17 protein-coding genes are annotated in these 19,663 nt (G+C 66.5%); 15 read left to right on the forward strand and 2 right to left on the reverse strand.

Annotated elements, in window-relative coordinates:
- Nucleotides 1–131 precede the first annotated feature (131 nt).
- Together AC1DOP_RS07680 and AC1DOP_RS07685 are read left to right on the forward strand one after the other, a co-directional pair.
- Complete coding sequence (locus AC1DOP_RS07680; protein ID WP_442123173.1) at nt 132–3,317, forward strand: sensor domain-containing protein; 3,186 nt, start codon at nt 132–134, stop codon at nt 3,315–3,317.
- Nucleotides 3,280–5,601: a xanthine dehydrogenase family protein molybdopterin-binding subunit gene (locus AC1DOP_RS07685; protein WP_477250661.1), complete on the forward strand. Its 2,322-nt coding sequence runs from the start codon at nt 3,280–3,282 to the stop codon at nt 5,599–5,601. The genes AC1DOP_RS07680 and AC1DOP_RS07685 overlap by 38 nt, the downstream gene beginning before the upstream one ends.
- On the opposite strand, the gene AC1DOP_RS07690 is transcribed toward AC1DOP_RS07685, so the two are convergent.
- Nucleotides 5,602–6,027: a thioredoxin family protein gene (locus AC1DOP_RS07690; protein ID WP_442123171.1), complete on the reverse strand. Its 426-nt coding sequence runs from the start codon at nt 6,025–6,027 to the stop codon at nt 5,602–5,604.
- Nucleotides 6,028–6,079: 52 nt separating this feature from the next.
- Between AC1DOP_RS07690 and tsaB the strand changes: the two genes are divergently transcribed.
- From tsaB to AC1DOP_RS07710, 4 genes are read left to right on the forward strand one after another with little or no spacing between them, the layout of a single operon-like run.
- The gene (gene tsaB / locus AC1DOP_RS07695) at nt 6,080–6,802 is read left to right on the forward strand and encodes a tRNA (adenosine(37)-N6)-threonylcarbamoyltransferase complex dimerization subunit type 1 TsaB (RefSeq protein WP_442123170.1); all 723 of its coding nucleotides are present in this window, start codon (nt 6,080–6,082) and stop codon (nt 6,800–6,802) included.
- Nucleotides 6,802–7,272 (forward strand): ribosomal protein S18-alanine N-acetyltransferase, encoded by a 471-nt coding sequence (gene rimI / locus AC1DOP_RS07700; protein WP_477250662.1) that lies wholly within the window; start codon nt 6,802–6,804, stop codon nt 7,270–7,272. Before tsaB ends, rimI begins: the two co-directional genes overlap by 1 nt.
- The gene (locus AC1DOP_RS07705) at nt 7,269–8,249 is read left to right on the forward strand and encodes a uracil-DNA glycosylase (protein ID WP_477250663.1); all 981 of its coding nucleotides are present in this window, start codon (nt 7,269–7,271) and stop codon (nt 8,247–8,249) included. The genes rimI and AC1DOP_RS07705 overlap by 4 nt, the downstream gene beginning before the upstream one ends.
- A complete protein-coding gene (locus AC1DOP_RS07710) occupies nt 8,233–9,213 on the forward strand; it encodes a DUF1853 family protein (protein ID WP_477250664.1) in 981 nt (326 codons plus the stop codon). The genes AC1DOP_RS07705 and AC1DOP_RS07710 overlap by 17 nt, the downstream gene beginning before the upstream one ends.
- A 235-nt stretch (nt 9,214–9,448) precedes the next feature.
- Here AC1DOP_RS07710 and lplT read toward each other — a convergent pair whose 3' ends face one another.
- On the reverse strand, nt 9,449–10,711 hold the full coding sequence (lplT, locus tag AC1DOP_RS07715; protein WP_442123166.1) for a lysophospholipid transporter LplT: 1,263 nt from the start codon (nt 10,709–10,711) through the stop codon (nt 9,449–9,451).
- 162 nt (nt 10,712–10,873) lie between these two features.
- Here lplT and alr point away from each other — a divergent pair, with 162 nt between their 5' ends.
- The 9 genes from alr (at nt 10,874) to AC1DOP_RS07760 (ending at nt 19,598) form a co-directional block, all read left to right on the forward strand.
- Nucleotides 10,874–11,977 (forward strand): alanine racemase, encoded by a 1,104-nt coding sequence (gene alr, locus AC1DOP_RS07720; RefSeq protein ID WP_477250665.1) that lies wholly within the window; start codon nt 10,874–10,876, stop codon nt 11,975–11,977.
- A gap of 27 nt (nt 11,978–12,004) precedes the next feature.
- On the forward strand, nt 12,005–13,384 hold the full coding sequence (gene radA, locus AC1DOP_RS07725; protein ID WP_442123164.1) for a DNA repair protein RadA: 1,380 nt from the start codon (nt 12,005–12,007) through the stop codon (nt 13,382–13,384).
- 49 nt (nt 13,385–13,433) lie between these two features.
- Nucleotides 13,434–13,751: a PilZ domain-containing protein gene (locus AC1DOP_RS07730; protein ID WP_442123163.1), complete on the forward strand. Its 318-nt coding sequence runs from the start codon at nt 13,434–13,436 to the stop codon at nt 13,749–13,751.
- Nucleotides 13,752–14,229: 478 nt separating this feature from the next.
- A complete protein-coding gene (gene pstS / locus AC1DOP_RS07735; protein WP_442123162.1) occupies nt 14,230–15,273 on the forward strand; it encodes a phosphate ABC transporter substrate-binding protein PstS in 1,044 nt (347 codons plus the stop codon).
- Between the two features lie 68 nt (nt 15,274–15,341).
- Nucleotides 15,342–16,349 (forward strand): phosphate ABC transporter permease subunit PstC, encoded by a 1,008-nt coding sequence (pstC, locus tag AC1DOP_RS07740; RefSeq protein ID WP_442123161.1) that lies wholly within the window; start codon nt 15,342–15,344, stop codon nt 16,347–16,349.
- Nucleotides 16,350–17,204, forward strand: a complete 855-nt coding sequence (pstA, locus tag AC1DOP_RS07745; RefSeq protein ID WP_442123160.1) for a phosphate ABC transporter permease PstA — start codon at nt 16,350–16,352, stop codon at nt 17,202–17,204.
- A gap of 10 nt (nt 17,205–17,214) precedes the next feature.
- Entirely contained in the window at nt 17,215–18,024 is an 810-nt protein-coding gene (gene pstB, locus AC1DOP_RS07750) for a phosphate ABC transporter ATP-binding protein PstB (protein ID WP_442123235.1), read from the forward strand.
- 175 nt (nt 18,025–18,199) lie between these two features.
- Nucleotides 18,200–18,901 (forward strand): phosphate signaling complex protein PhoU, encoded by a 702-nt coding sequence (phoU, locus tag AC1DOP_RS07755; RefSeq protein ID WP_442123159.1) that lies wholly within the window; start codon nt 18,200–18,202, stop codon nt 18,899–18,901.
- 4 nt (nt 18,902–18,905) lie between these two features.
- Nucleotides 18,906–19,598: a response regulator gene (locus AC1DOP_RS07760; RefSeq protein WP_442123158.1), complete on the forward strand. Its 693-nt coding sequence runs from the start codon at nt 18,906–18,908 to the stop codon at nt 19,596–19,598.
- Nucleotides 19,599–19,663 lie beyond the last annotated feature (65 nt).

The following is a 19,663-nucleotide window of genomic DNA, read 5'->3' on the forward strand; positions in this document are numbered from 1 at the left end:
CGGTCGTGACAATTTGCTGACTTGTGGCAACTTTGTGTGCATAATCTGCCAACACTAAACAAGCAATCCACACCTATCCGCTGGCGCTTCCGGGCGCTGGCGTCCTGTCTGCCATGTTTGCTTCCAGGTTCATGTCCAGAGTCGCCAAGCGCGTGCTGCCCCTGCGGCCGCTGCACCTGTATGGGCGTTCGCTGTACGGCGCGCTGCTGCTGATGGTGCTCGGCGGGCTGGTGGTGCCAGCCCTGGTGGGCAGCTATTTCCTGGTCGTGGTGCAGGAGCGCCAGGCCGCGCGCACCATGCTGGACGAGACCCTGCAGCGCAATGCCGACATCCTCGCACTCGGCATGCAGGAATCGCTGTGGAACATGAACGCCGACGCCGCCGGTTCGCTGGTCGAATCGGTGATGCGCGACCCGGCCGTGCTGCACGTGCAGGTGCGGGCCCAGGCCGACGAGGATTTCATCGACCAGCGCGCCCCCGCCGCCGCCGAGGGCCAGGTGTTCCGCACCGAGCGGACCGTGATCGTGCACGGCCAGCCGATCGGCCACGTGCTGGTCGAGATGGACGACAGCCGCAGCCAGCACGACCTGCGCCTCAAGCAGTGGCGCTATGCCGGCGTACTGGCGGTGCAGTTGGCGGTCTCGCTGCTGCTGATCGTCATGCTGCTCAAGCGCCGCCTGCTGGCGCCGCTGCGCAGCCTGACCGGCTTTTCCGACCGCCTCGCGCGCGGCGACTTCGACACCCCGCTGGTGCCGGCCTCGCGCGACGAGCTGGGACGCCTGGGCGCGCAGATGGACACCATGCGGCTCGCGATCCGCGAACTGTTCGCCGACATCGGCCGCCGCGAGGAGCGTTTCCGCACCATCGTGACCCAGGTGCCGGGGGCCGTGTTCCGCGCCCGCCCGGGCGGCAGCATCGACTTCGTCAGCGACGCCATCAAGGACATCTCCGGCTATCCGGCGCGCCTGTTCATGAGCGCCAACACCGACCGCTGGTCCGACATCGTCGCGCCCGAAGACCGGCGCATGCGGCGGCGCCTGGCCAAGGAAGCGGTGCTGGCGGCGCTGCCCTACGAGATCGAATACCGGATCGTCGATGCCCACGGCGTCGAGCGCTGGGTGCTGGAGAGCGGCCAGCCGGTGGGCCAGAACGGCGACGCCGCCTTCTGGATCGACGGCATCATCTCCGACATCAGCGAGCGCAAGCACAACGAGATGCGCATCGAAGCCCTGCTGGCGGAGCAGGAGGCGGTGCTCGACAATGTCATGTTCGGCATCGTCCAGGAGCGCGACCTGCGCATCGTCTCGACCAACCGCCGCTTCGACGAGCTGTTCGGCTACGAGGAGGGAGAGCTGGTCGGCGAATCGATCGCGGTGCTGTTCGAGGACATCGAGGCCTACGAGCGCGGCATCGCCGCCAGCGAGGCCGTCCTCGCCGGCGGCAAGGAGTTCAGCACCGAGCACCTTTACCGCCGCCGCGACGGCAGCCTGTTCATGTGCCAGGTGAGCGGCCGCGCGGTCGATCCGGAGCGCCCGCATGGCGACAGCATCTGGGTCTACGCGGACGTCACCGGGCGCCGCCAGGCCGAGGAAAAACTGCGCCTGGCCGCCACCGTGCTCGAGCACATCGCCGACGGCGTGATGGTGATCGACGTGCATGGCCGGATCGTCGCCGTCAACCCGGCCTACACCCAGATCACCGGCTATACCGAGAGCGAGGCGCTGGGCAGGGAATCGGGCCTGACCCGCGCCAGCCTGGCCAGCAGCGCCGGCCATGCGCCGGAATTCTACGACGCCCTGTGGCGCGCCCTCGCCGAGACCGGCTTCTGGCGCGGCGAGATCTGGAGCACCCGCAAGAGCGGCGAGGTCTATCTCGAGTGGCTGACGGTGTCGGCGGTGCGTAACGACTGCGATACGGTGACCCATTACGTCTGCGTGTTCAGCGACATCACCAAGCTGAAGGAATCGCAGGAAAAGCTCGACCACCTGGCCCACCACGATCCGCTCACGGGCCTGCCGAACCGCCTGCTGTTCCACGACCGCCTGCAGCATGCGATGACGCGCGCGGCGCGCGGGGACGAGCAGCTGGCCGTGATCTTCATCGACCTGGACCGCTTCAAGAACGTCAACGACACCCTCGGCCACCACATCGGCGACGAGCTGCTCAAGCAGGTCGCGGCCACCCTGTCCGGCTGCCTGCGCGACGGCGACACCCTGGCGCGCCTGGGGGGCGACGAGTTCATCGTGCTGCTCGAGGATGTCGACGGCGAGCGCGGCGCGCGCATGGTGGCGGAAAAGCTGATGCGCCTGTTCGAGCAGCCGGCGCTGGTGTCGGATTACGAGCTGTTCGTCACCGGCAGCGTCGGCATCAGCCTCTTTCCCCAGGATGCCTCCGACCTGAACGTCCTGATCCGCAACGCCGACGTCGCCATGTACCAGGCCAAGGCGCGCGGCCGCAACGGCTATGCCTTCTACGCGCCGTCGATGGACGGCGAGGGCGTCGAGCGCCTGCGCCTGGAAGCCCTGCTGCGCCGCGCGATCGAGAAGGACGAGATCTGGCTGGCCTACCAGCCCCAGGTCGAGATCGACAGCGGGTGCCTGATCGGGGTCGAGGCCCTGGTGCGCTGGAACAGCCCGGAGCTGGGCCAGCTGGGGCCGGACCGCTTCATTCCGCTGGCCGAGGACATCGGCTTCATCAACCAGCTCGGCGGCTGGGTGCTGGAACAGGCCTGCCGCCAGATGAGGTGCTGGGACGAGGCCGGCCTGGTGGTGCCGAAGATCGCGGTCAACCTGTCGGCGCGCCAGTTCGACCGCGGCGGCCTGGCCGCCGGTGTCGAGCGGGTGCTGCGCGAGACCGGCCTGCCAGCGCACCGCCTGCAGCTGGAGGTGACCGAGTCGGTGATCATGAACACCGGCGACGCGATGCAGTATATTAATGAGCTGCACGCGATCGGCGTCGAACTGGCGATCGACGATTTCGGCACCGGCTACTCGTCGCTGGCCTACCTGAAGCAGCTGCCGGTGCAGACCCTGAAGATCGATCGCAGCTTCATCCGGGACATCTCGACCGACGCGACCAATAAGGAAAACGAGGAGGCGATCGCGATCGCCATCATCCAGCTCGGCAAGAGCATGAACCTGGCGGTGATCGCCGAGGGCGTCGAGACCGGCGAGCAGGCCGCCTTCCTGCTGCGGCACGGCTGCCGGCGCGCGCAAGGATACCTGTATGCCCGGCCCATGCCGCCGGAGCAGCTGTTGGCACAATGGGGACAGAACACGAATGCGAGACTCGAATACGCCGGAGCAGGACCGGACTGAGGCAGGCAAGCCTGCGCGCGGCAGGCGCCGTTTCCTGCTGGGTGGACTGGCCGCCGGCGGCGCGCTGCTGGTCGGCTGGGGCTGCGCGCCGCCGCGCCAGCGCCTGCGCAGCGCCAGCCCGCTGGCCGTGGAGGCCGGCGCCGTTGCCCTCAACGGCTGGGTCGCGATCGCGGCCGACGGCACCGTCTCGGTGGTCGTCCCGCGCAGCGAGATGGGGCAGGGCGTGAACACCGCGCTGCCGATGCTGCTGGCCGAGGAACTCGATGCGCCGCTGGCCAATGTGCGGATTTCGCAGGCGCCGATCGACAAGATCTTCGGCAATCTCACCGTCCTGCGCGAGAACCTGCCTTTCCACCCCGACGACCGCGGCAGCGTCAGGCAGGGCGTGCAGTGGGTGATGGGGAAGGTCGGGCGCGAGCTGGGCCTGATGTTCACCGGCGGTTCGACCAGCGTGAAGGATGCCTGGGGGCCGATGCGCGAGGCCGGCGCCGTGGCGCGCGCGATGCTGGTGCGGGCGGCGGCCGAGCAATGGAAGCTCGATGCGGCGCGCCTGTCCACCCGCGACGGCTACGTCCTGCACCCGGACGGGCGGCGTCTCGGCTACGGCGAACTGGCGGCACGTGCCGCGGTGGTCGGTGCCGACATCGAAGCGGGCGACGTGCGCCTGAAGACCCCGGCCGAGTTCCGCCTGATCGGCCAGCCCGTGCCGCGCCGCGACAGCCCGGCCAAGGTGAACGGCAGCGCGCTGTTCGGCATCGACGCCCGCGTGCCCGGCATGCTGTATGCGGCAGTGAAGATGGCGCCGGTGGTCGGCGCCGGCGTCGCTTCCTTCGATGCCGCCAAGGCGATGGCGATGCCGGGCGTCGTGAAAGTGGTCGAGGTCTCGTCCGCGCTGCCGGAGTTCTCCGGCGCCGGCGCCGGCGTGGCGGTGGTGGCGAAGACCTGGTGGCAGGCCAGGCAGGCCGCGGCAAGCCTGCCGGTGGAATGGAGCGCCAGCCCGCACGCGGGCCTGTCCAGCGAGGCGATCTTCGCGGACTTCGCGAAGCTGCTCGACAGCGAAACCGGCTTCACCTATTTCGAGAGCGGCAGCCAGGACGTGCAGGGTTCGGCGCAGACGATCCAGGCCGAATACCGCGCGCCCTTCCTGGCCCACGCCACCATGGAGCCGATCAACTGCACGGCCCAGCTCAAGGACGGCAAGCTCAAACTGTGGAGCTCGACCCAGGTGCCGAGCGTGGCGGTCGAGGTCGCGGCCAGGGTGGCCGGCGTCGATCGCGCCGACGTCTCGCTCGACCTGATGCTGCTGGGCGGCGGTTTCGGCCGGCGCCTGGAAACCGATATGGTGGCGCAGGCGGTGGCGATCGCAAAAGCGCTCAGCGGCCAACTGAGCGGCCAGCCGGTGCAGCTGATCTGGACCCGCGAGGACGACATCACCCATGACGTCTACCGCCCGCAGGCGCTGGCGCGCTTCACGGCCAGGCTGGACGCGGAGGGCAGGGTGCTGGCCTGGGATAACAAATCCGTCAGCGGCGCGATCGGCCACCAGTACTTCCCGCGCAACCTCGGTTTGCCGGGCATCGGCCCCGACAAGACCACGGCCGAGGGCGAGTACGACATGCAGTACGCGATCCCGAACCGCCGCATCGCCCACGTGATCGCCGGCAGCGCGGTGCCGATCGGTTACTGGCGCTCGGTCGGCCACTCGCACAACGCCTTCTTCAAGGAGGGCTTCCTCGACGAAGTCGCGCACGCGGCCGGCAAGGACCCGGTGCAGCTGCGGCGCGAACTGCTGCGCGGGCATCCGCGCCACCTGGCGGTGCTGGAGGCGGCGCTGGCGAAGGCCGGCACCGCGCCGGACGGGCGCGCGCACGGCGTGGCGGTGCACCAGTCCTTCGGCAGCATCGTGGCGCAGGTGGCCGAGGTGTCGGTCATCGGGAAGCAGATCCGCGTGCACCGCGTGGTGTGCGCGGTCGATTGCGGCATCGTCGTGAATCCGAACATCGTGGCCCAGCAGGTCGAGTCGGCGGTGGTGTTCGGCCTGTCGGCGGCGCTCGGCGGCGAGATCACGCTGAAGGACGGCCGCGTCCAGCAGGGCAACTTCGGCGATTATCCGGTGCTGAGGATGAGCGAGGCGCCGCTGGTCGAGACCGTGATCGTGCCGAGCATGGAAGCGCCCGAGGGGATGGGCGAGCCGGCCACGCCGCCGGTGGCGCCGGCGGTGGCGAGCGCGCTGTTCAAATTGACCGGGCAGCGTTTGCGGAGTTTGCCCTTGCGTCTGGCGTAATTATTCGGCGTTGTTTAATAACACGCGCAAATTGGCATCCCGCTGCCACACGCGCCGCTCCTCGCTCGACGTCGCCAGGCGCGCCAGTTCCTCGTCCGCCAGCGCCGCCTGGGACTGCACCAGGCGGTCGGCCAGGTTCGCATCCGGCAGCATGGTACCGAAGAAGGCGACCATGTCGCGGCGCTGCAGCAGCAGGGTAGGGAAGTTCTCGACGTCGAGGTCGCCGACCACGTCGGCCTGGTCTTCGATGTCGATCCAGACGAAGGTCTTGTCCGGGTGGCGCGCGGCCAGGCCGTCGAAGGCGGCGCGGTAGGACGAGCAGGTGCCGCACCAGGCGGCGCACAGGCAGGCGACGACCCAGCCTTCGCCGTCCAGGGCGGCGGCGAGCTGTTCGCGATTGTCGGGCTCGAGAGTCAGGCTTTGCATGGGCCGGATTTTACGGCTTTTGGCCGACAGGCGCCACGGGTTAAAATACGGCATGCCTATCATCCTTGCCATCGAAACCTCGTCCGAACTGGCTTCCTGCGCGCTGTTCAATAGCGACGCGCTGCCGCACATCGTCCTCGCCCGCGAATCCTCCGGGGTCCGCACCCACTCGCAATCCGTGCTGCCGATGGTGCAGGACCTGCTGCGCGAAGCCGGCGTCGCGCTGGCTGACTGCGACGCCGTCGCTTTCGGCGCCGGTCCCGGTTCCTTCACCGGCGTGCGCACCGCCTGCGGCGTGGCCCAGGGCCTGGCCTTCGGCGCCGGCCTGCCGGTGCTGCCGCTGGTGACCCTGGAGGCGATGGCCGAAGCCTGCCGCGCCCGCACCGGGGCGACCGAGGTGCTGGCGGTGCTGGATGCGCGCATGGGCGAAGTCTACTGGGCCCAGTACCGTTATCGGGATGGCGGCTGGAGCGAAGTGTCGGCGCCCGCCCTGTGCGCGCCCCAGGACGTCGCGCCGCTGCCGGCCGCCGGCCTGGCCGCCTGCGGCAACGGCTTCGCGGCCTATCCGGACGCTTTCGCCGGCAAGGACTTCGCCGCGAACGCCATCGGCGACATGCTGCCGCACGCGCGCGAGATGGCCGTGCTGGGCGTGGGCGCGCTGGCCGCCGGCCTGGCGGTGCCGGCCGACCAGGCCCAGCCCCTCTACCTGCGCAACAAGGTCGCCTATACCAGCGCCGAGCGCCAGGCGATCAACGCGGCCAAGGCGGGCGGCTGATGGACTTTCGCGCGCAGCAGTCCCTGGCATTGCGGCCGATGACGGCGGCGGACATCGACGAGGTCCATGCCCTCGAACAGAGCGTGTTCCCGCATCCCTGGAGCCGCGGCAATTTCGTCGATTCGCTGGCCAGCGGCTACGATGCCTGGGTGCTGCGCGAACCGGACGAAGGTCCGCTGGCCGGCTACTTCCTGCTGATGTATGCAGTGGACGAAGCCCACCTGCTGGACGTCGCCGTGTGCGGCGCGCGCCATGGCACCGGCCTGGGACGTCACCTGCTGGACCGGATCGCGGCGCGTTCGCGGGCGATGGGCATGGCCTCGATCCTGCTCGAGGTGAGGCCGTCGAACGAACGCGCGCTGAAGGTCTACGAGCGCTACGGCTACACGCATATCGGGCGCCGCAAGGGGTATTATCCCGCCCATGAGGGACGCCGCGAGGATGCGATCGTGATGAGGTATGTACTATGAACGGATTGGCCGACCGCGACGCCGTCTTCCTGGCGGAGATGGGGATCACGCCGCTGTGGCATTTGCGGGATGCGCCGGTGGCGCCGGCCGTCGAGGCTGCGGCGCCGCTGGAGGAGGCGGCTGCCCTGGAGCAGGCCGTGGAGGCGGTGGTGGCGGAAGCCGCGCCGGTTGCACCGGCTGCGCCGCCGGATGCGGCCGAGGATGCGTTCGCCGCGCCCGCACCTGTAGCGGTACCTGCACCGTCACGCGCGCCTGCGCCGCGTCCGGCGGAGCAGGGGCCGCGTCCGCTGCAGCCGGTCGCCCAGTCGGTATCGGCCCTGGCACCAGTGGCGCCCGAAGACCTCGCCTGGGACGATGCCGCGCTGCCGCTCGATGCCACGCCGGAAGAAATCGCGCAGATGGACTGGGACCGGCTGCAGCTGGCGATCGCCGCCTGCCGCCGCTGCAGCGCCTGCCGCGACGGCCGTGCGCCGGTGCCGGGCACGGGGTCGAAGAAGGCGCGCTGGCTGGTGGCGGCCGGGGCGACCACGGCGGCCGACGAAAAGGCCCGCATCCCGCTCGCCGGCGATCCGGGCAAGCTGCTCGACAATATGCTGGCCGCGGTCGAGCTGTCGCGCGAGCGCGATGTCTACATCACCAACCTGATCAAGTGCCGCCCGACCACGTCCGCCGGCGGCGATCGCGCGCCGACGTCCGAGGAGGCGGCGGCCTGCCGTCCCTACCTGGAGCGCGAGCTGGCCTTGACCGGCGCCGGCACCGTGCAGACCCTGGGCCAGATCGCCGCCAATACTCTGCTGGGGCGTCCGCTGGCGGAGCCGCTGGCCGGCGTGCGCGGCAAGCCGTATCCGCTGCGGGACGGCGAGGCGACCCTGGTCGCGACCCTGCATCCGGGCGAGCTGCTGCGGCGCGGCGGCGACAAGGCGCTGGCCTGGGCAGACCTGTGTGCGGCAAGGGCAAGCCGTGCGCGGCGCGGCTGACAACTACCAGGCGCATTTCGAGCGCCGCTGGAGCCACCTGCGGCGCGCCAGGGTAAGGGCCCTGGCCTGGCTGCTGGACGCGCCCGACCTGCTCGACATCCACGACCCGCACTGGGAAGGCCGGATCGCGACCCTCGGGCCGATGACGCTGGAAACCGAGCGCTGGCTGGTCGCCCTGGACCAGGATCCGTCCGCGCTCGACGAAGCGCTCGGCGCCAAGATGACCACGCGCCTCGGCCTGTACGCCGAAAAGCTGATGGCCTTCTATTTCGCGCGGCAGGGCAGGCTGGTGGCCCATGGCTTGCAAGTGCGCGCCGGGCGCGACGCCACCATCGGCGAATTCGACTTCCTGCTCGATGCCGGCCCGGATGGCCTCGAGCACATCGAGTTCGCCACCAAGTTCTATCTGCTGCAGGGCGAGGCGCACGAGGGCCTCGCGGCCAGCTTCGACAACTTCGTCGGCCCCAACCTGGCCGACAGCCTGGGCCGCAAGATGCGCAAGGTGTTCGATCGCCAGCTGCAGCTCGGAAGCCATCCGGCCGCCCAGGAAGTGCTGCCGCGCCCGGTGACCAGTGCCAAGGCCCTGGTGAAAGGCTGGCTGTTCTATCCGGCCGGGAGCTATTTCGCCATGAACGGCATCAGCGCCGGCCACTGCCGCGGCTTCTGGTGCGCGCTGTCCGAACTGGAGCAGATGGACGCCGACCGCTTCCTGATCCTGCCGCGCCTGCAGTGGCTACCGCCTTTCCGCGCCTCGTCCGCGACCTGGATGCTGGACCGCGCCCAGCTGGTGGCCGAACTCGCCGACCATTTCGCCAGCTCGGGCACGCCGGTGCTGGTGGCGCTGGTCCGCGATGGTCGGGCCAACGGCGGCATCAACGGCCAGGGCGCCATCATCGAAACCGAGCGCGGCTTTATCGTCCCCGACGACTGGCGCGAACGCGCCGTCACCCGCCCGCACCCCTAAAATTCGGGGTCAGAGCACATTTTCCCTTCAATTCGGGGTCAGAGCGATTTTTGGGAACATGGCCGTGCGGAAGGCGCACTCAAGAGATTCGGCAAATGGATGAAATATTCTTTCATTTTTAGAAAAATATTGAAAGAATATTTCATGAGCCTCGGGGCCTCACTCTTCGGAGCAATTGCCCAAAAAAGTGCTCTGACCCCGAATTAAAGCGGAAAAGTGCTCTGACCCCGAATTTTTAGTGCTTGTGCTCGCCGATCAGCGCCAGCGAGTCGTGCTCGCGCTGGTTGGCGGCGTGGCGGCGGCCGATCATGTGCATCAGGCCGGCGAGCATGCAGCCGAACAGGACGATGATGATGTTCAGGTCCAGGTTCAGCGTGAGCATGATGGCGTATACCGCCAGCATGGTCAGGATCGACAGGTTCTCGTTGAAGTTCTGTACCGCGATCGAGTGGCCGGCGCTCATCAGCACGTGGCCGCGGTGCTGCAGCAGGGCGTTCATCGGCACCACGAAGAAGCCGGACAGCAGGCCGATGATCATCAGCAGGGGCACGGCGACCGTCACCGAATGCACCAGGGTCATGCTGGTCACGACCAGGCCCATGACGACGCCCAGCGGAATCACGGTCAGCGATTTCTTCAGCGGGATGATCTTGGCCGCGGCCGCGGCGCCTGCGGCGACGCCCAGTGCGAAGGTGCCGATCAGGAAACTCGACTTATCCAGCGGCATTTTCAGCGAACGTTCGGCCCACTTGATGACGATCAGTTGCAGCGTCGCGCCGGCACCCCAGAACAGCGTGGTGACGGCCAGCGAGATCTGGCCCAGCTTGTCCTTCCACAGCGTGGCCGAGCAGTTGGCGAAGTCTGCAATCAGCCTGGTCGGGTTGCGCTCCTGGTGATCATAGCGCGCGCCCGTGTCTGGAACGCCAAGGTTGAAAATGGCCGCCAGGATGTACACGCCGATCAGCACGGCCAGCGAGGCCTGGCTCGGCGTCGCGATGATGTTCTGGATGACGGGCAGGTGCAGACCCACAAGCCAGGCGCCGCCCATCGGGCTGACGAGGGCGCCGCCAAACGCGGTGCCCAGGATAATCGACAGCACCGTCAAGCCTTCGATCCAGCCGTTGGCGACGACGAGCTTTTCCGGCGGCAGCAGTTCGGTCAGGATGCCGTATTTGGCAGGCGAGTACACGGCCGCGCCGAAGCCGACCACGGCATAAGCGAGCAGCGGATGAATGCCGGTGAACACGAGGCCGCAGCCGAAAATCTTGATGAGATTGGCAATGAACATCACCCGGCCCTTGAGCATCGAATCGGCAAATGCGCCGACGAAAGGAGCCAGGAGGACGTAGAACAGGACGAATGAGAGTTTTAACAGAGGAATCAGCGACGGTGGCGCATGCATCGCTGCAAGCAGATCGATGGCGACGAACAACAGCGCACTATCTGCGAGCGACGAAAAAAACTGCGCCGCCATGATGGTATAAAAACCACGGATCATTCGAAACGTTCTAAAAGCTAGTGTGGGTTGCTTTATACCATGAAAGCCCGCCGCGCCAAAGAAATCGACAACACGCCATTTCAACAGCAGCGGCCACGGTTGGCGCCGAGTTGGCGCTAAAATAGCACTTCCGTTCGCCAGTTTCGACCCCATCTCCGCCCTATGCCACGCCCGATCCACGCCCTCATCCATCTCGATTCCATGCAGCACAACCTGGCCCGCGCCCGCGCCTGCGCGCCGACCGCCAGGGTGTGGGCGGTGGTCAAGGCGAATGCCTACGGTCACGGCCTGGAGCGCGGCATGCGCGGTTTCGCCCAGGCCGACGGCCTGGCCCTGATCGAGACCGAGAACGCCCTGCGCCTGCGCGAAATGGGCTGGGTCAAGCCGATCCTGCTGCTGGAGGGTATTTTCGACGCCTCCGACGTGCCGCTGCTGGCCGAGCACAATATCAATAGCGCGGTGCACTGCCTGGAGCAGATCCAGATGCTGGAATATACCCAGCTCTACCGCCCGATCGACGTCCACCTGAAGATGAACACGGGGATGAACCGGCTCGGCTTCCGTCCCGGCGAGTACGCGGCCGCCTACAAGCGCCTGCGCGCCATTCCCGGCATCCGCAACATCACCCTGATGACCCATTTCGCCAACGCCGACGAGCTGGAGCACCCGCGCCTGTCGATTACCGAGCAGGTGCGCCGTTTCCGCGAAGGGGCGGCCGGCCTGGAAGGGCAGCGCAGCCTGTCGAATTCCGGCGGCGTGCTGCACCAGGCGGAACTCGCCAAGGAATTGCACAACGACTGGGTCCGTCCCGGCGTGATGCTGTACGGCGGCACCCCGGGCGGCGCTTCGGCGCGCGATTACGGCCTGCTGCCGACCATGACCCTGAAATCGGAGCTGATCGGGATCCAGCGGATCGAGGCCGGCGACACGGTCGGCTACGGCAGCCGCTTCGTGGCGGAAGCGCCGATGACGATCGGGGTGGTCGCCTGCGGCTACGCGGACGGCTATCCGCGCCACGCCGAGCACGGCACGCCGGTGCTGGTGGACGGCGTCCGGACCCGTCTCGTGGGCCGGGTGTCGATGGACATGATGACGGTCGACCTGACCCCGGTCGCCAACGCGCGGGTCGGCAGCAAGGTCGTCCTGTGGGGCGACGGCTTGCCCGTGGACGAAGTCGCGGCCAGCGCCGGGACGATCGGCTATGAATTGATGTGCGCCCTGGCACCGCGCGTGCGCGTAGGCGAAGGCCGCCTCGGAACCGACTGAGAGCGCTCTAATATAAGAGAACAAGCAATGGCAAAATCCCGTACCAGTTTCGTCTGCAGCGATTGCGGCTCCGTGGCGAGCCGCTGGACCGGCCAGTGCACGGACTGCAAGGCCTGGAATACCATGACCGAGCAGGTCGAGACCGCCGGCCTGAACCGCATGTCGCAGACGCCCCAGATGCACAAGAGCCTGGCGCAGACCGCGCCGGTGCTGTCGCTGAAGGACATCGAGGCGCTCGACGTGCCGCGCTTCGGCACCGGCATCGAGGAATTCGACCGCGTGCTGGGCGGCGGCCTGGTGGCCGGCGGCGTGGTGCTGATCGGCGGCGACCCCGGCATCGGCAAGTCGACCCTGCTGCTGCAGGCGCTGTCCAACCTGGCCGCGAGCCGCAACACCCTGTATGTATCGGGCGAGGAATCGGGCGCCCAGATCGCCCTGCGCGCCAAGCGCCTGCAGGTCGAGGCCAAGGACCTGAAGCTGCAGGCCGAGATCCAGCTCGAGAAGATCCTCGGCACCCTGGCCGACCTCAAGCCGGAGGTGGCCGTGATCGACTCGATCCAGACCCTGTACTCGGACGCGCTGACCTCGGCGCCGGGCTCGGTCTCCCAGGTGCGCGAATGCGCGGCCCAGCTGACCCGGGTGGCCAAGCAGACCGGCATCACCATCATCCTGGTCGGCCACGTCACGAAAGAGGGCGCGCTGGCCGGCCCGCGCGTGCTCGAGCACATCGTCGACACCGTGCTGTACTTCGAGGGCGACACGCAAAGCAGCTTCCGCCTGGTGCGGGCGATCAAGAACCGCTTCGGCGCCGTCAACGAGCTGGGCGTGTTCGCGATGACGGAAAAGGGCTTGAAGGGTGTGTCGAATCCCTCGGCGCTGTTCCTGTCCCAGCACGACAGCCAGGTGCCGGGATCCTGCGTGATGGTGACCCAGGAAGGCACGCGGCCGCTGCTGGTCGAGATCCAGGCGCTGGTGGACGCCAGCCACCTGCCGAATGCGCGCCGGCTGTCTGTCGGCCTCGAACAGAACCGCCTGGCGATGCTGCTGGCGGTGCTGCACCGCCACGCCGGCATCGCCGCCTTCGACCAGGACGTGTTCATCAACGCGGTCGGCGGCGTGAAGATCGCGGAACCGGCGGCCGACCTCGCGGTGCTGCTTGCCATTAATTCATCGATGCGTAACAAACCGCTGCCGCGCGGGCTGGTGGTGTTCGGCGAAGTCGGCCTGGCCGGCGAGATCCGTCCGGCCCCGCGCGGTCAGGAACGCCTGCGCGAAGCCGCCAAGCTGGGCTTCTCGATTGCCGTGATCCCGAAATCGAATGTGCCGAAGCAGAAGATCGAAGGCATGACCATCGTCGCGGTCGAACGCATCGACGAAGCCTTCAGCAAGCTGCGGGAGCTCGACTGAACCTTTATAATCCCTGGCTCGTTTGATGAGTGGTCAAGGTAAAAAGGTAATGAAAGATCAAAGGCAGTCGGGACGCAAGATCGTGAAGGTGAAGGCGGTTGTCGCGATGGAGGGCATGGGGCCGATCCCGGGACGGACCTCGGACGTCGGCTCCAACGGCGTCAGCATCGCGGTGGATTATCCGCTGCAGGTGGGGCAGGCGGGGCAGCTCAGCTTCGACCTGCTGGTCGACGGCAAGCTGGCGCCGATCGCGGCGCGCGCCAAAGTCATCTATTGCATCTTCAGCGGCGGCGATTTCAAGGTCGGGTTCCAGTTCCTGAACCTGGATTTGAACGCCATGACCCAGCTTTCGCGCTTCCTGCGCTGAGTTTTCCTCGATAAAAAATGAAAGCGGCGAGCGCCCATTGGGCCTCGCCGCTTCGGTTTTCAGGCTATCAAGCCTTCGCTGCTATTCGTGATAGCGGTCCGTCAACTTCTCCGAGCCTCCATGGCCCTCGCTGATGGCTTCGAAGATCACCAGTCCGGCGATCCCTGCCAATACTGCTCCGACTGCAATCAAGGCCAACATCGACATAAACGCCGTTTGGCGAGTCCTCCCCGATGATTCCGCACGCTCGGCTGGCGTGGCGTGCGCACGCTGATCAAACCCTCCATACAGTCCCTACACCTTCACGGTAGCAGAGAATAAGGCATTTACAAGGATCGATTTCCGCTGTTCCGCATAGTGCCGTCCGCCCTATATGACATCCATGACGGCCATGTCATAAAGCCGTCATATTCGCCTACTACACTGCGCAGCATTAGCACGGCGTCACCACCCTTAACCAAGTAACCAAGGACCTGATATGCGCATGAAGCAACTGCTGGCAACCCTGATCATCGGCACCTCGGCCGCCTTCGCGAGCACCGCGACCCTGGCAGCGGACATCACCGGTGCGGGCGCTACCTTCCCGTACCCGATCTACGCCAAGTGGGCGGAGATGTACAAGAAGGCCTCCGGCAACGGCCTCAACTACCAGTCGGTCGGCTCGGGCGCCGGCATCAAGCAGATCAAGGCCAAGACCGTCGATTTCGGCGCCTCCGACATGCCGCTGGCAGCCGACGAGCTGAACCAGGCCGGCCTGTTCCAGTTCCCGGCCATCATGGGCGGCGTGGTGACCGTGGTGAACCTGGACGGCATCGCTCCCGGCCAGCTGAAGCTGACCGGTCCGGTCGTCGCCGACATCTTCCTCGGCAAGATCACCAAGTGGAACGACCAGGCCATCGCCGCCCTGAACCCGGGCGTCAAGCTGCCGGCCGAAGACATCACCGTCGTGCACCGCGCCGACAGCTCGGGCACCTCCTTCCTGTTCACCGACTACCTGTCGAAGACCAACCCGGAATTCAAGGCCAAGATCGGCGCCGGCACCGCGGTGAAGTGGGCCACCGGCGTGGGCGGCAAGGGCAATGACGGCGTCGCCGCCAACGTCCAGCGCATCAAGGGCTCGATCGGCTACGTCGAGTGGGCTTACTCGAAGAAGAACAAGATGAGCCACACCCAGCTGAAGAACCGCGACGGCGTCTTCCTGCAGCCGGACGACGACGCCTTCAAGGCCGCCGCCGCCAACGCCGAATGGGCCAAGACCCCGGGCTTCTCGGTGGTCCTGACCGACCAGCCGGGCAAGGCTGCCTGGCCGATCACCGGCGTGTCCTATATCCTGGTGCACAAGACCCAGGAAGACGCCGCCAAGGGCAAGGAAGTGCTGAAGTTCTTCGACTACGCCTTCAAGCACGGCGGCGCCGCAGCGGCCGACCTGGACTACGTGCCGATGCCGGACAGCGTGAACAAGCTGGTGCAGGACGCCTGGAAGGCCAATCTGAAGGATGCTTCGGGTAAGGCGATCTGGTAAGGATTGACCACGTGGTTCCCGCGTAGGCGGGAACCACGTGCAAACGGTTCAAAAAATTGAATAAACACATGAGCGCACAAACCGCGATCGCAGCAGATCAGGCAGCCCTGGACGACGCCGGCGCTGCCCGCCTGCGCAACACCATGCGCAAGCAGCGCATCCAGGACTTCTTCTTCCATAAAGTCACCCTGCTGTTCGCGGCTTCCGTGCTGCTGGTGCTGGTCGGGATCATCGTCTCGCTGGCGATCGGCGCGGCGCCGGCCTTCCGTGAATTCGGCGCGCGTTTCATCGTCACCAACGAATGGGACCCGGTCAACGACCAGTTCGGCGCCCTGATCGCCATCACCGGCACCCTGGCCACCTCGGTCATCGCGCTGCTGGTGGCCGTGCCGATCAGCTTCGGCATCGCCCTGTTCCTGACCGAGATCTGCCCGACCTGGCTGCGGCGCCCGATGGGCACTGCGGTCGAGCTGCTGGCCGGCGTCCCTTCCATCATCTATGGCATGTGGGGCCTGTTCGTGTTCGCGCCTTTCTTCGGCGACCACATCCAGCCGCTGCTGAAAAAGACCCTCGGCCTGCTGCCCTTCGTCGGCAAGATGTTCCAGGGCCCGACCATGGGCCTGGGCATCCTCACCGCCGGCATCATCCTGGCCGTCATGATCATCCCCTTCATCGCTTCCGTGATGCGCGACGTGTTCGAGATCGTCCCCGCGGTGCTGAAGGAATCGGCGTACGGCCTCGGCTGCACCAAGTGGGAAGTGGTGCGCAAGATCGTGCTGCCCTATACCCGTAACGGCGTGGTCGGCGGCGTCATGCTGGGTCTCGGCCGCGCGCTCGGCGAGACCATGGCCGTCACCTTCGTGATCGGCAACGCCAACGAGATCTCCTGGTCGCTGTTTGCCGCCGGCAACTCGATTTCGTCGACCCTGGCCAACGAATTCGCCGAGGCCAGCTCGCCGCTGCACGTGTCTTCGCTGTTCGCGCTGGGCCTGATCCTGTTCGCGATCACCTTCATCGTGCTGTCGGCCGCCAAACTGATGTTGCTGGGTATGTCCCGCAAAGAAGGAGCAAAATAAATGGAAGGCGTCATGAATCCGGTCTACCGCCGCCGCCTGCTGGGCCACCGCATCGGCATCGCACTGTCGGTGCTGGCGATGGTCGTCGGCCTGGGCTTCCTGGCCTGGATCCTGTTCACCCTGCTGGTGCACGGTTTCGGTGCGCTCTCGCATACCCTGTTCTCGCTGGACACGCCGGCGCCGGGCAGCGAGGGCGGCATCCGCAACGCCATCGTCGGCAGTCTGCTGATGGTCGGCCTGTCCGCCCTGGTCAGCACCCCGGTCGGCATCCTGGCCGGCATCTACCTGGCCGAGTTCGGCCAGAACAACAAGTTCGCCGCCGTCACCCGCTTCGTCACCGACATCATGCTGTCGGCGCCCTCGATCGTGGTCGGCCTGTTCGTCTACGCGCTGCTGGTGCCGCGGATGGGCCACTTCTCGGGCTATGCCGGCACCCTGGCGCTGTCGCTGATCGCGATTCCGGTGGTGGTGCGCACCACCGACAACATGCTGCACCTGGTGCCGAACAGCCTGCTCGAAGCGGCCTTCGCCCTCGGCGCGCCGCGCTGGAAGGTGGCGACCACGGTGCGCCTGCGCGCGGTGAAGGCGGGCGTCGTGACCGGCGTGCTGCTGGCCGTGGCCCGCATCTCCGGCGAAACCGCGCCGCTGCTGTTCACCGCCCTGAACAACCAGTTCTTCACGGCCGACATGAACCAGCCGATGGCCAACCTGCCGGTGGTCATCTACCGCTTCGCCATGAGCCCCTACGAAGACTGGCAGTCGATCGCCTGGGGCGCGGCCCTGCTGGTGACCTTCAGCGTGCTGCTCCTGAATATCCTGTCGCGGACCCTGTTCCGCCAAAAGAACCCGCAATAACATGATCATGATGACCCAAGCCGCCATCTCCACCGCGAACGCCAAAGCGACCGTGAACAAGCCGAAAGCCAAGACCATCGAAGTCCAGGGCCTGGACTTCTACTACGGGAAGACCAAGAGCCTGAAGAACGTCAGCCTCGACATCCACGACAAACAGGTCACGGCCTTCATCGGTCCCTCGGGCTGCGGCAAGTCGACCCTGCTGCGGACCCTGAACCGCATGTACGATTTGTATCCAGGGCAGCGCGCAGAGGGATCGATCCTCTACCGCGGACGCAATATTTTGGAGCCGGGCGTGGACGTCAACATGCTGCGCGCGAAAGTCGGCATGGTGTTCCAGAAGCCGACCCCGTTCCCGATGTCGGTCTACGACAACATCGCCTTCGGGGTTCGCTTATATGAAAACCTGTCGAAGGGCGAGATGGACGAGCGCGTGGAATGGGCGCTGAAGAAGGCGGCGCTGTGGGCCGAGGTCAAGGACAAGCTGAACAAGAGCGGCCTGTCGCTGTCGGGCGGCCAGCAGCAGCGCCTGTGCATCGCGCGCGGCGTGGCGGTCAAGCCGGACGTGCTGCTGCTGGATGAACCGACCTCGGCGCTGGACCCGATCTCGACCGCGAAGATCGAGGAACTGATCAGCGAGCTGAAGGGCGACTACACGATCGCCATCGTGACCCACAACATGCAGCAGGCGGCGCGCTGCTCGGACTACACCGCCTATATGTACCTGGGCGAGCTGGTCGAGTTCGGCGAGACGGACCAGCTGTTCATGAATCCGTCCAAAAAAGAGACGCAAGACTACATCACCGGCCGCTTTGGATAAGGGACTCTACAACCTACTGCGCGGCGGCAGGGGCGGCCTGCGATGCTCGCCGTACCGGATGTACGGCTGCGCTTCTCGGCCACCCCTGCGGCCGCTCGCTACGGTTGTAGAGCCCCTCGTTAGGCTAGCAGCGTGCTGACAAGTTAATATAACGATATTCGACAGGAACAATGACATGGTAGGCGAACATTCATCAAAGCAGTACGACCAGGAACTGGAAGCCATCCGTTCCAAGGTGCTGCTCATGGGCGGCATGGTGGAAACCCAGTTCGACGAGGCGATCGAGGCCTTCCGCGTCGGTAACGCCGACCAGGCCGACAAGGTGATCGGCGACGACCAGGCCGTGAACCAGCTCGAAGTGCAGCTGGACGACGCCTGCAGCCACCTGATCGTTCGCCGCCAGCCGGCCGCGAACGACCTGCGCACCGTGATGGCGACGATCAAGGTGATCACCGACCTCGAGCGCATCGGCGACGAAGCCAGCAAGATCGCGCGCACCGCCAAGAGCCTGCACGAGCGCGGCATGATCGGTTTCAACCACTACGACATCGTGCGCACCATCTCGCGCAACACCGCCGACATGCTGCACGACGCCCTCGACGCCTTCGCCCGCCTCGACGGCAAGCAGGCATTGCAGATCATCGCCCAGGACGACGAGATCGACTATGAATTCCGCACCATCCTGCGCAACATGATCACCTTCATGATGGAAGACCCGCGCACCATCTCCTCGGCCCTCGACACCCTGTGGGTGGCGAAAGCGATCGAGCGCATCGGCGACCACGCCAAGAACATCGCGGAATACGTGATCTACGTGGTCGAGGGACGCGATATCCGCCACTCGAAACCGGCCCTGGTCAGCCAGGCGGAAAGCTGAGCGGATGGCGGCCAACACGAGTGTCCTGATCGTCGAGGATGAACCGGCGATCGTCGAGCTGGTGAGCTACTCGCTGCGCGAGACCGGCTGGGAGATCCGCACGGCGTCCAACGTGGCGGCGGCCTGGGATTCGATCGTGCATGGACGTCCCGACCTCTTGCTGCTGGACTGGATGCTGCCCGACCAGAGCGGGCTGCGGCTGCTGTCGCGCCTGCGCGGCGACCGTGATTTCCAGGACATCCCGGTGATCATGCTGACCGCGAAGAGCATGGAAGAGGACAAGATCGCCGGCCTGAACACGGGCGCCGACGACTACGTCACCAAACCCTTCTCGCCGCGCGAGCTGCTGGCGCGGGTCAAGGCCCTGTTGCGGCGCAAGAGCCCGCACCTGGCCGAGGCGCCGCTGTCGGCCGGCCGGGTGACCCTGGATCCGGGCAGCTGCACCGTCACCCTGGACGGGCGCCAGCTCGAGATGGGCAATGCGGAGTACCGCCTGCTGAAGTTCCTGATGGCCCACCGCGAGCGCGTGTTCTCGCGCAGCCAGCTGCTGGACAAGGTCTGGGGCGATGCCTCGGCGGTCGAGGAACGCACCGTCGACGTCCACGTGCTGCGCCTTCGCAAGGCCCTGAAGGAAGCCGAAAAGCTGATCAAGACCGTCCGCAGCGTCGGCTACATGCTGACCGAGAAAGAACTGTAAGCCGTGCAAGCCGCTCCAGAATCCTCTCCCGAATCCGCTCAGGAGCCCACGCCGGACGCCAGCGT

It is taken from the genome of Massilia sp. 01N410 (genome assembly GCF_056399665.1).

What these genes read in the sequence shown, in the direction of transcription:
- AC1DOP_RS07680 (WP_442123173.1), top strand. Translation starts at nt 132, where the DNA reads ATGTCCAGAGTCGCCAAGCGCGTGCTGCCCCTGCGGCCGCTGCACCTG.
- AC1DOP_RS07685 (WP_477250661.1), top strand. Translation starts at nt 3,280, where the DNA reads ATGCGAGACTCGAATACGCCGGAGCAGGACCGGACTGAGGCAGGCAAG.
- AC1DOP_RS07690 (WP_442123171.1), bottom strand. Translation starts at nt 6,027, where the DNA reads ATGCAAAGCCTGACTCTCGAGCCCGACAATCGCGAACAGCTCGCCGCC.
- tsaB (WP_442123170.1), top strand. Translation starts at nt 6,080, where the DNA reads ATGCCTATCATCCTTGCCATCGAAACCTCGTCCGAACTGGCTTCCTGC.
- rimI (WP_477250662.1), top strand. Translation starts at nt 6,802, where the DNA reads ATGGACTTTCGCGCGCAGCAGTCCCTGGCATTGCGGCCGATGACGGCG.
- AC1DOP_RS07705 (WP_477250663.1), top strand. Translation starts at nt 7,269, where the DNA reads ATGAACGGATTGGCCGACCGCGACGCCGTCTTCCTGGCGGAGATGGGG.
- lplT (WP_442123166.1), bottom strand. Translation starts at nt 10,711, where the DNA reads ATGATCCGTGGTTTTTATACCATCATGGCGGCGCAGTTTTTTTCGTCG.
- alr (WP_477250665.1), top strand. Translation starts at nt 10,874, where the DNA reads ATGCCACGCCCGATCCACGCCCTCATCCATCTCGATTCCATGCAGCAC.
- radA (WP_442123164.1), top strand. Translation starts at nt 12,005, where the DNA reads ATGGCAAAATCCCGTACCAGTTTCGTCTGCAGCGATTGCGGCTCCGTG.
- AC1DOP_RS07730 (WP_442123163.1), top strand. Translation starts at nt 13,434, where the DNA reads ATGAAAGATCAAAGGCAGTCGGGACGCAAGATCGTGAAGGTGAAGGCG.
- pstS (WP_442123162.1), top strand. Translation starts at nt 14,230, where the DNA reads ATGCGCATGAAGCAACTGCTGGCAACCCTGATCATCGGCACCTCGGCC.
- pstC (WP_442123161.1), top strand. Translation starts at nt 15,342, where the DNA reads ATGAGCGCACAAACCGCGATCGCAGCAGATCAGGCAGCCCTGGACGAC.
- pstA (WP_442123160.1), top strand. Translation starts at nt 16,350, where the DNA reads ATGGAAGGCGTCATGAATCCGGTCTACCGCCGCCGCCTGCTGGGCCAC.
- pstB (WP_442123235.1), top strand. Translation starts at nt 17,215, where the DNA reads ATGACCCAAGCCGCCATCTCCACCGCGAACGCCAAAGCGACCGTGAAC.
- phoU (WP_442123159.1), top strand. Translation starts at nt 18,200, where the DNA reads ATGGTAGGCGAACATTCATCAAAGCAGTACGACCAGGAACTGGAAGCC.
- AC1DOP_RS07760 (WP_442123158.1), top strand. Translation starts at nt 18,906, where the DNA reads ATGGCGGCCAACACGAGTGTCCTGATCGTCGAGGATGAACCGGCGATC.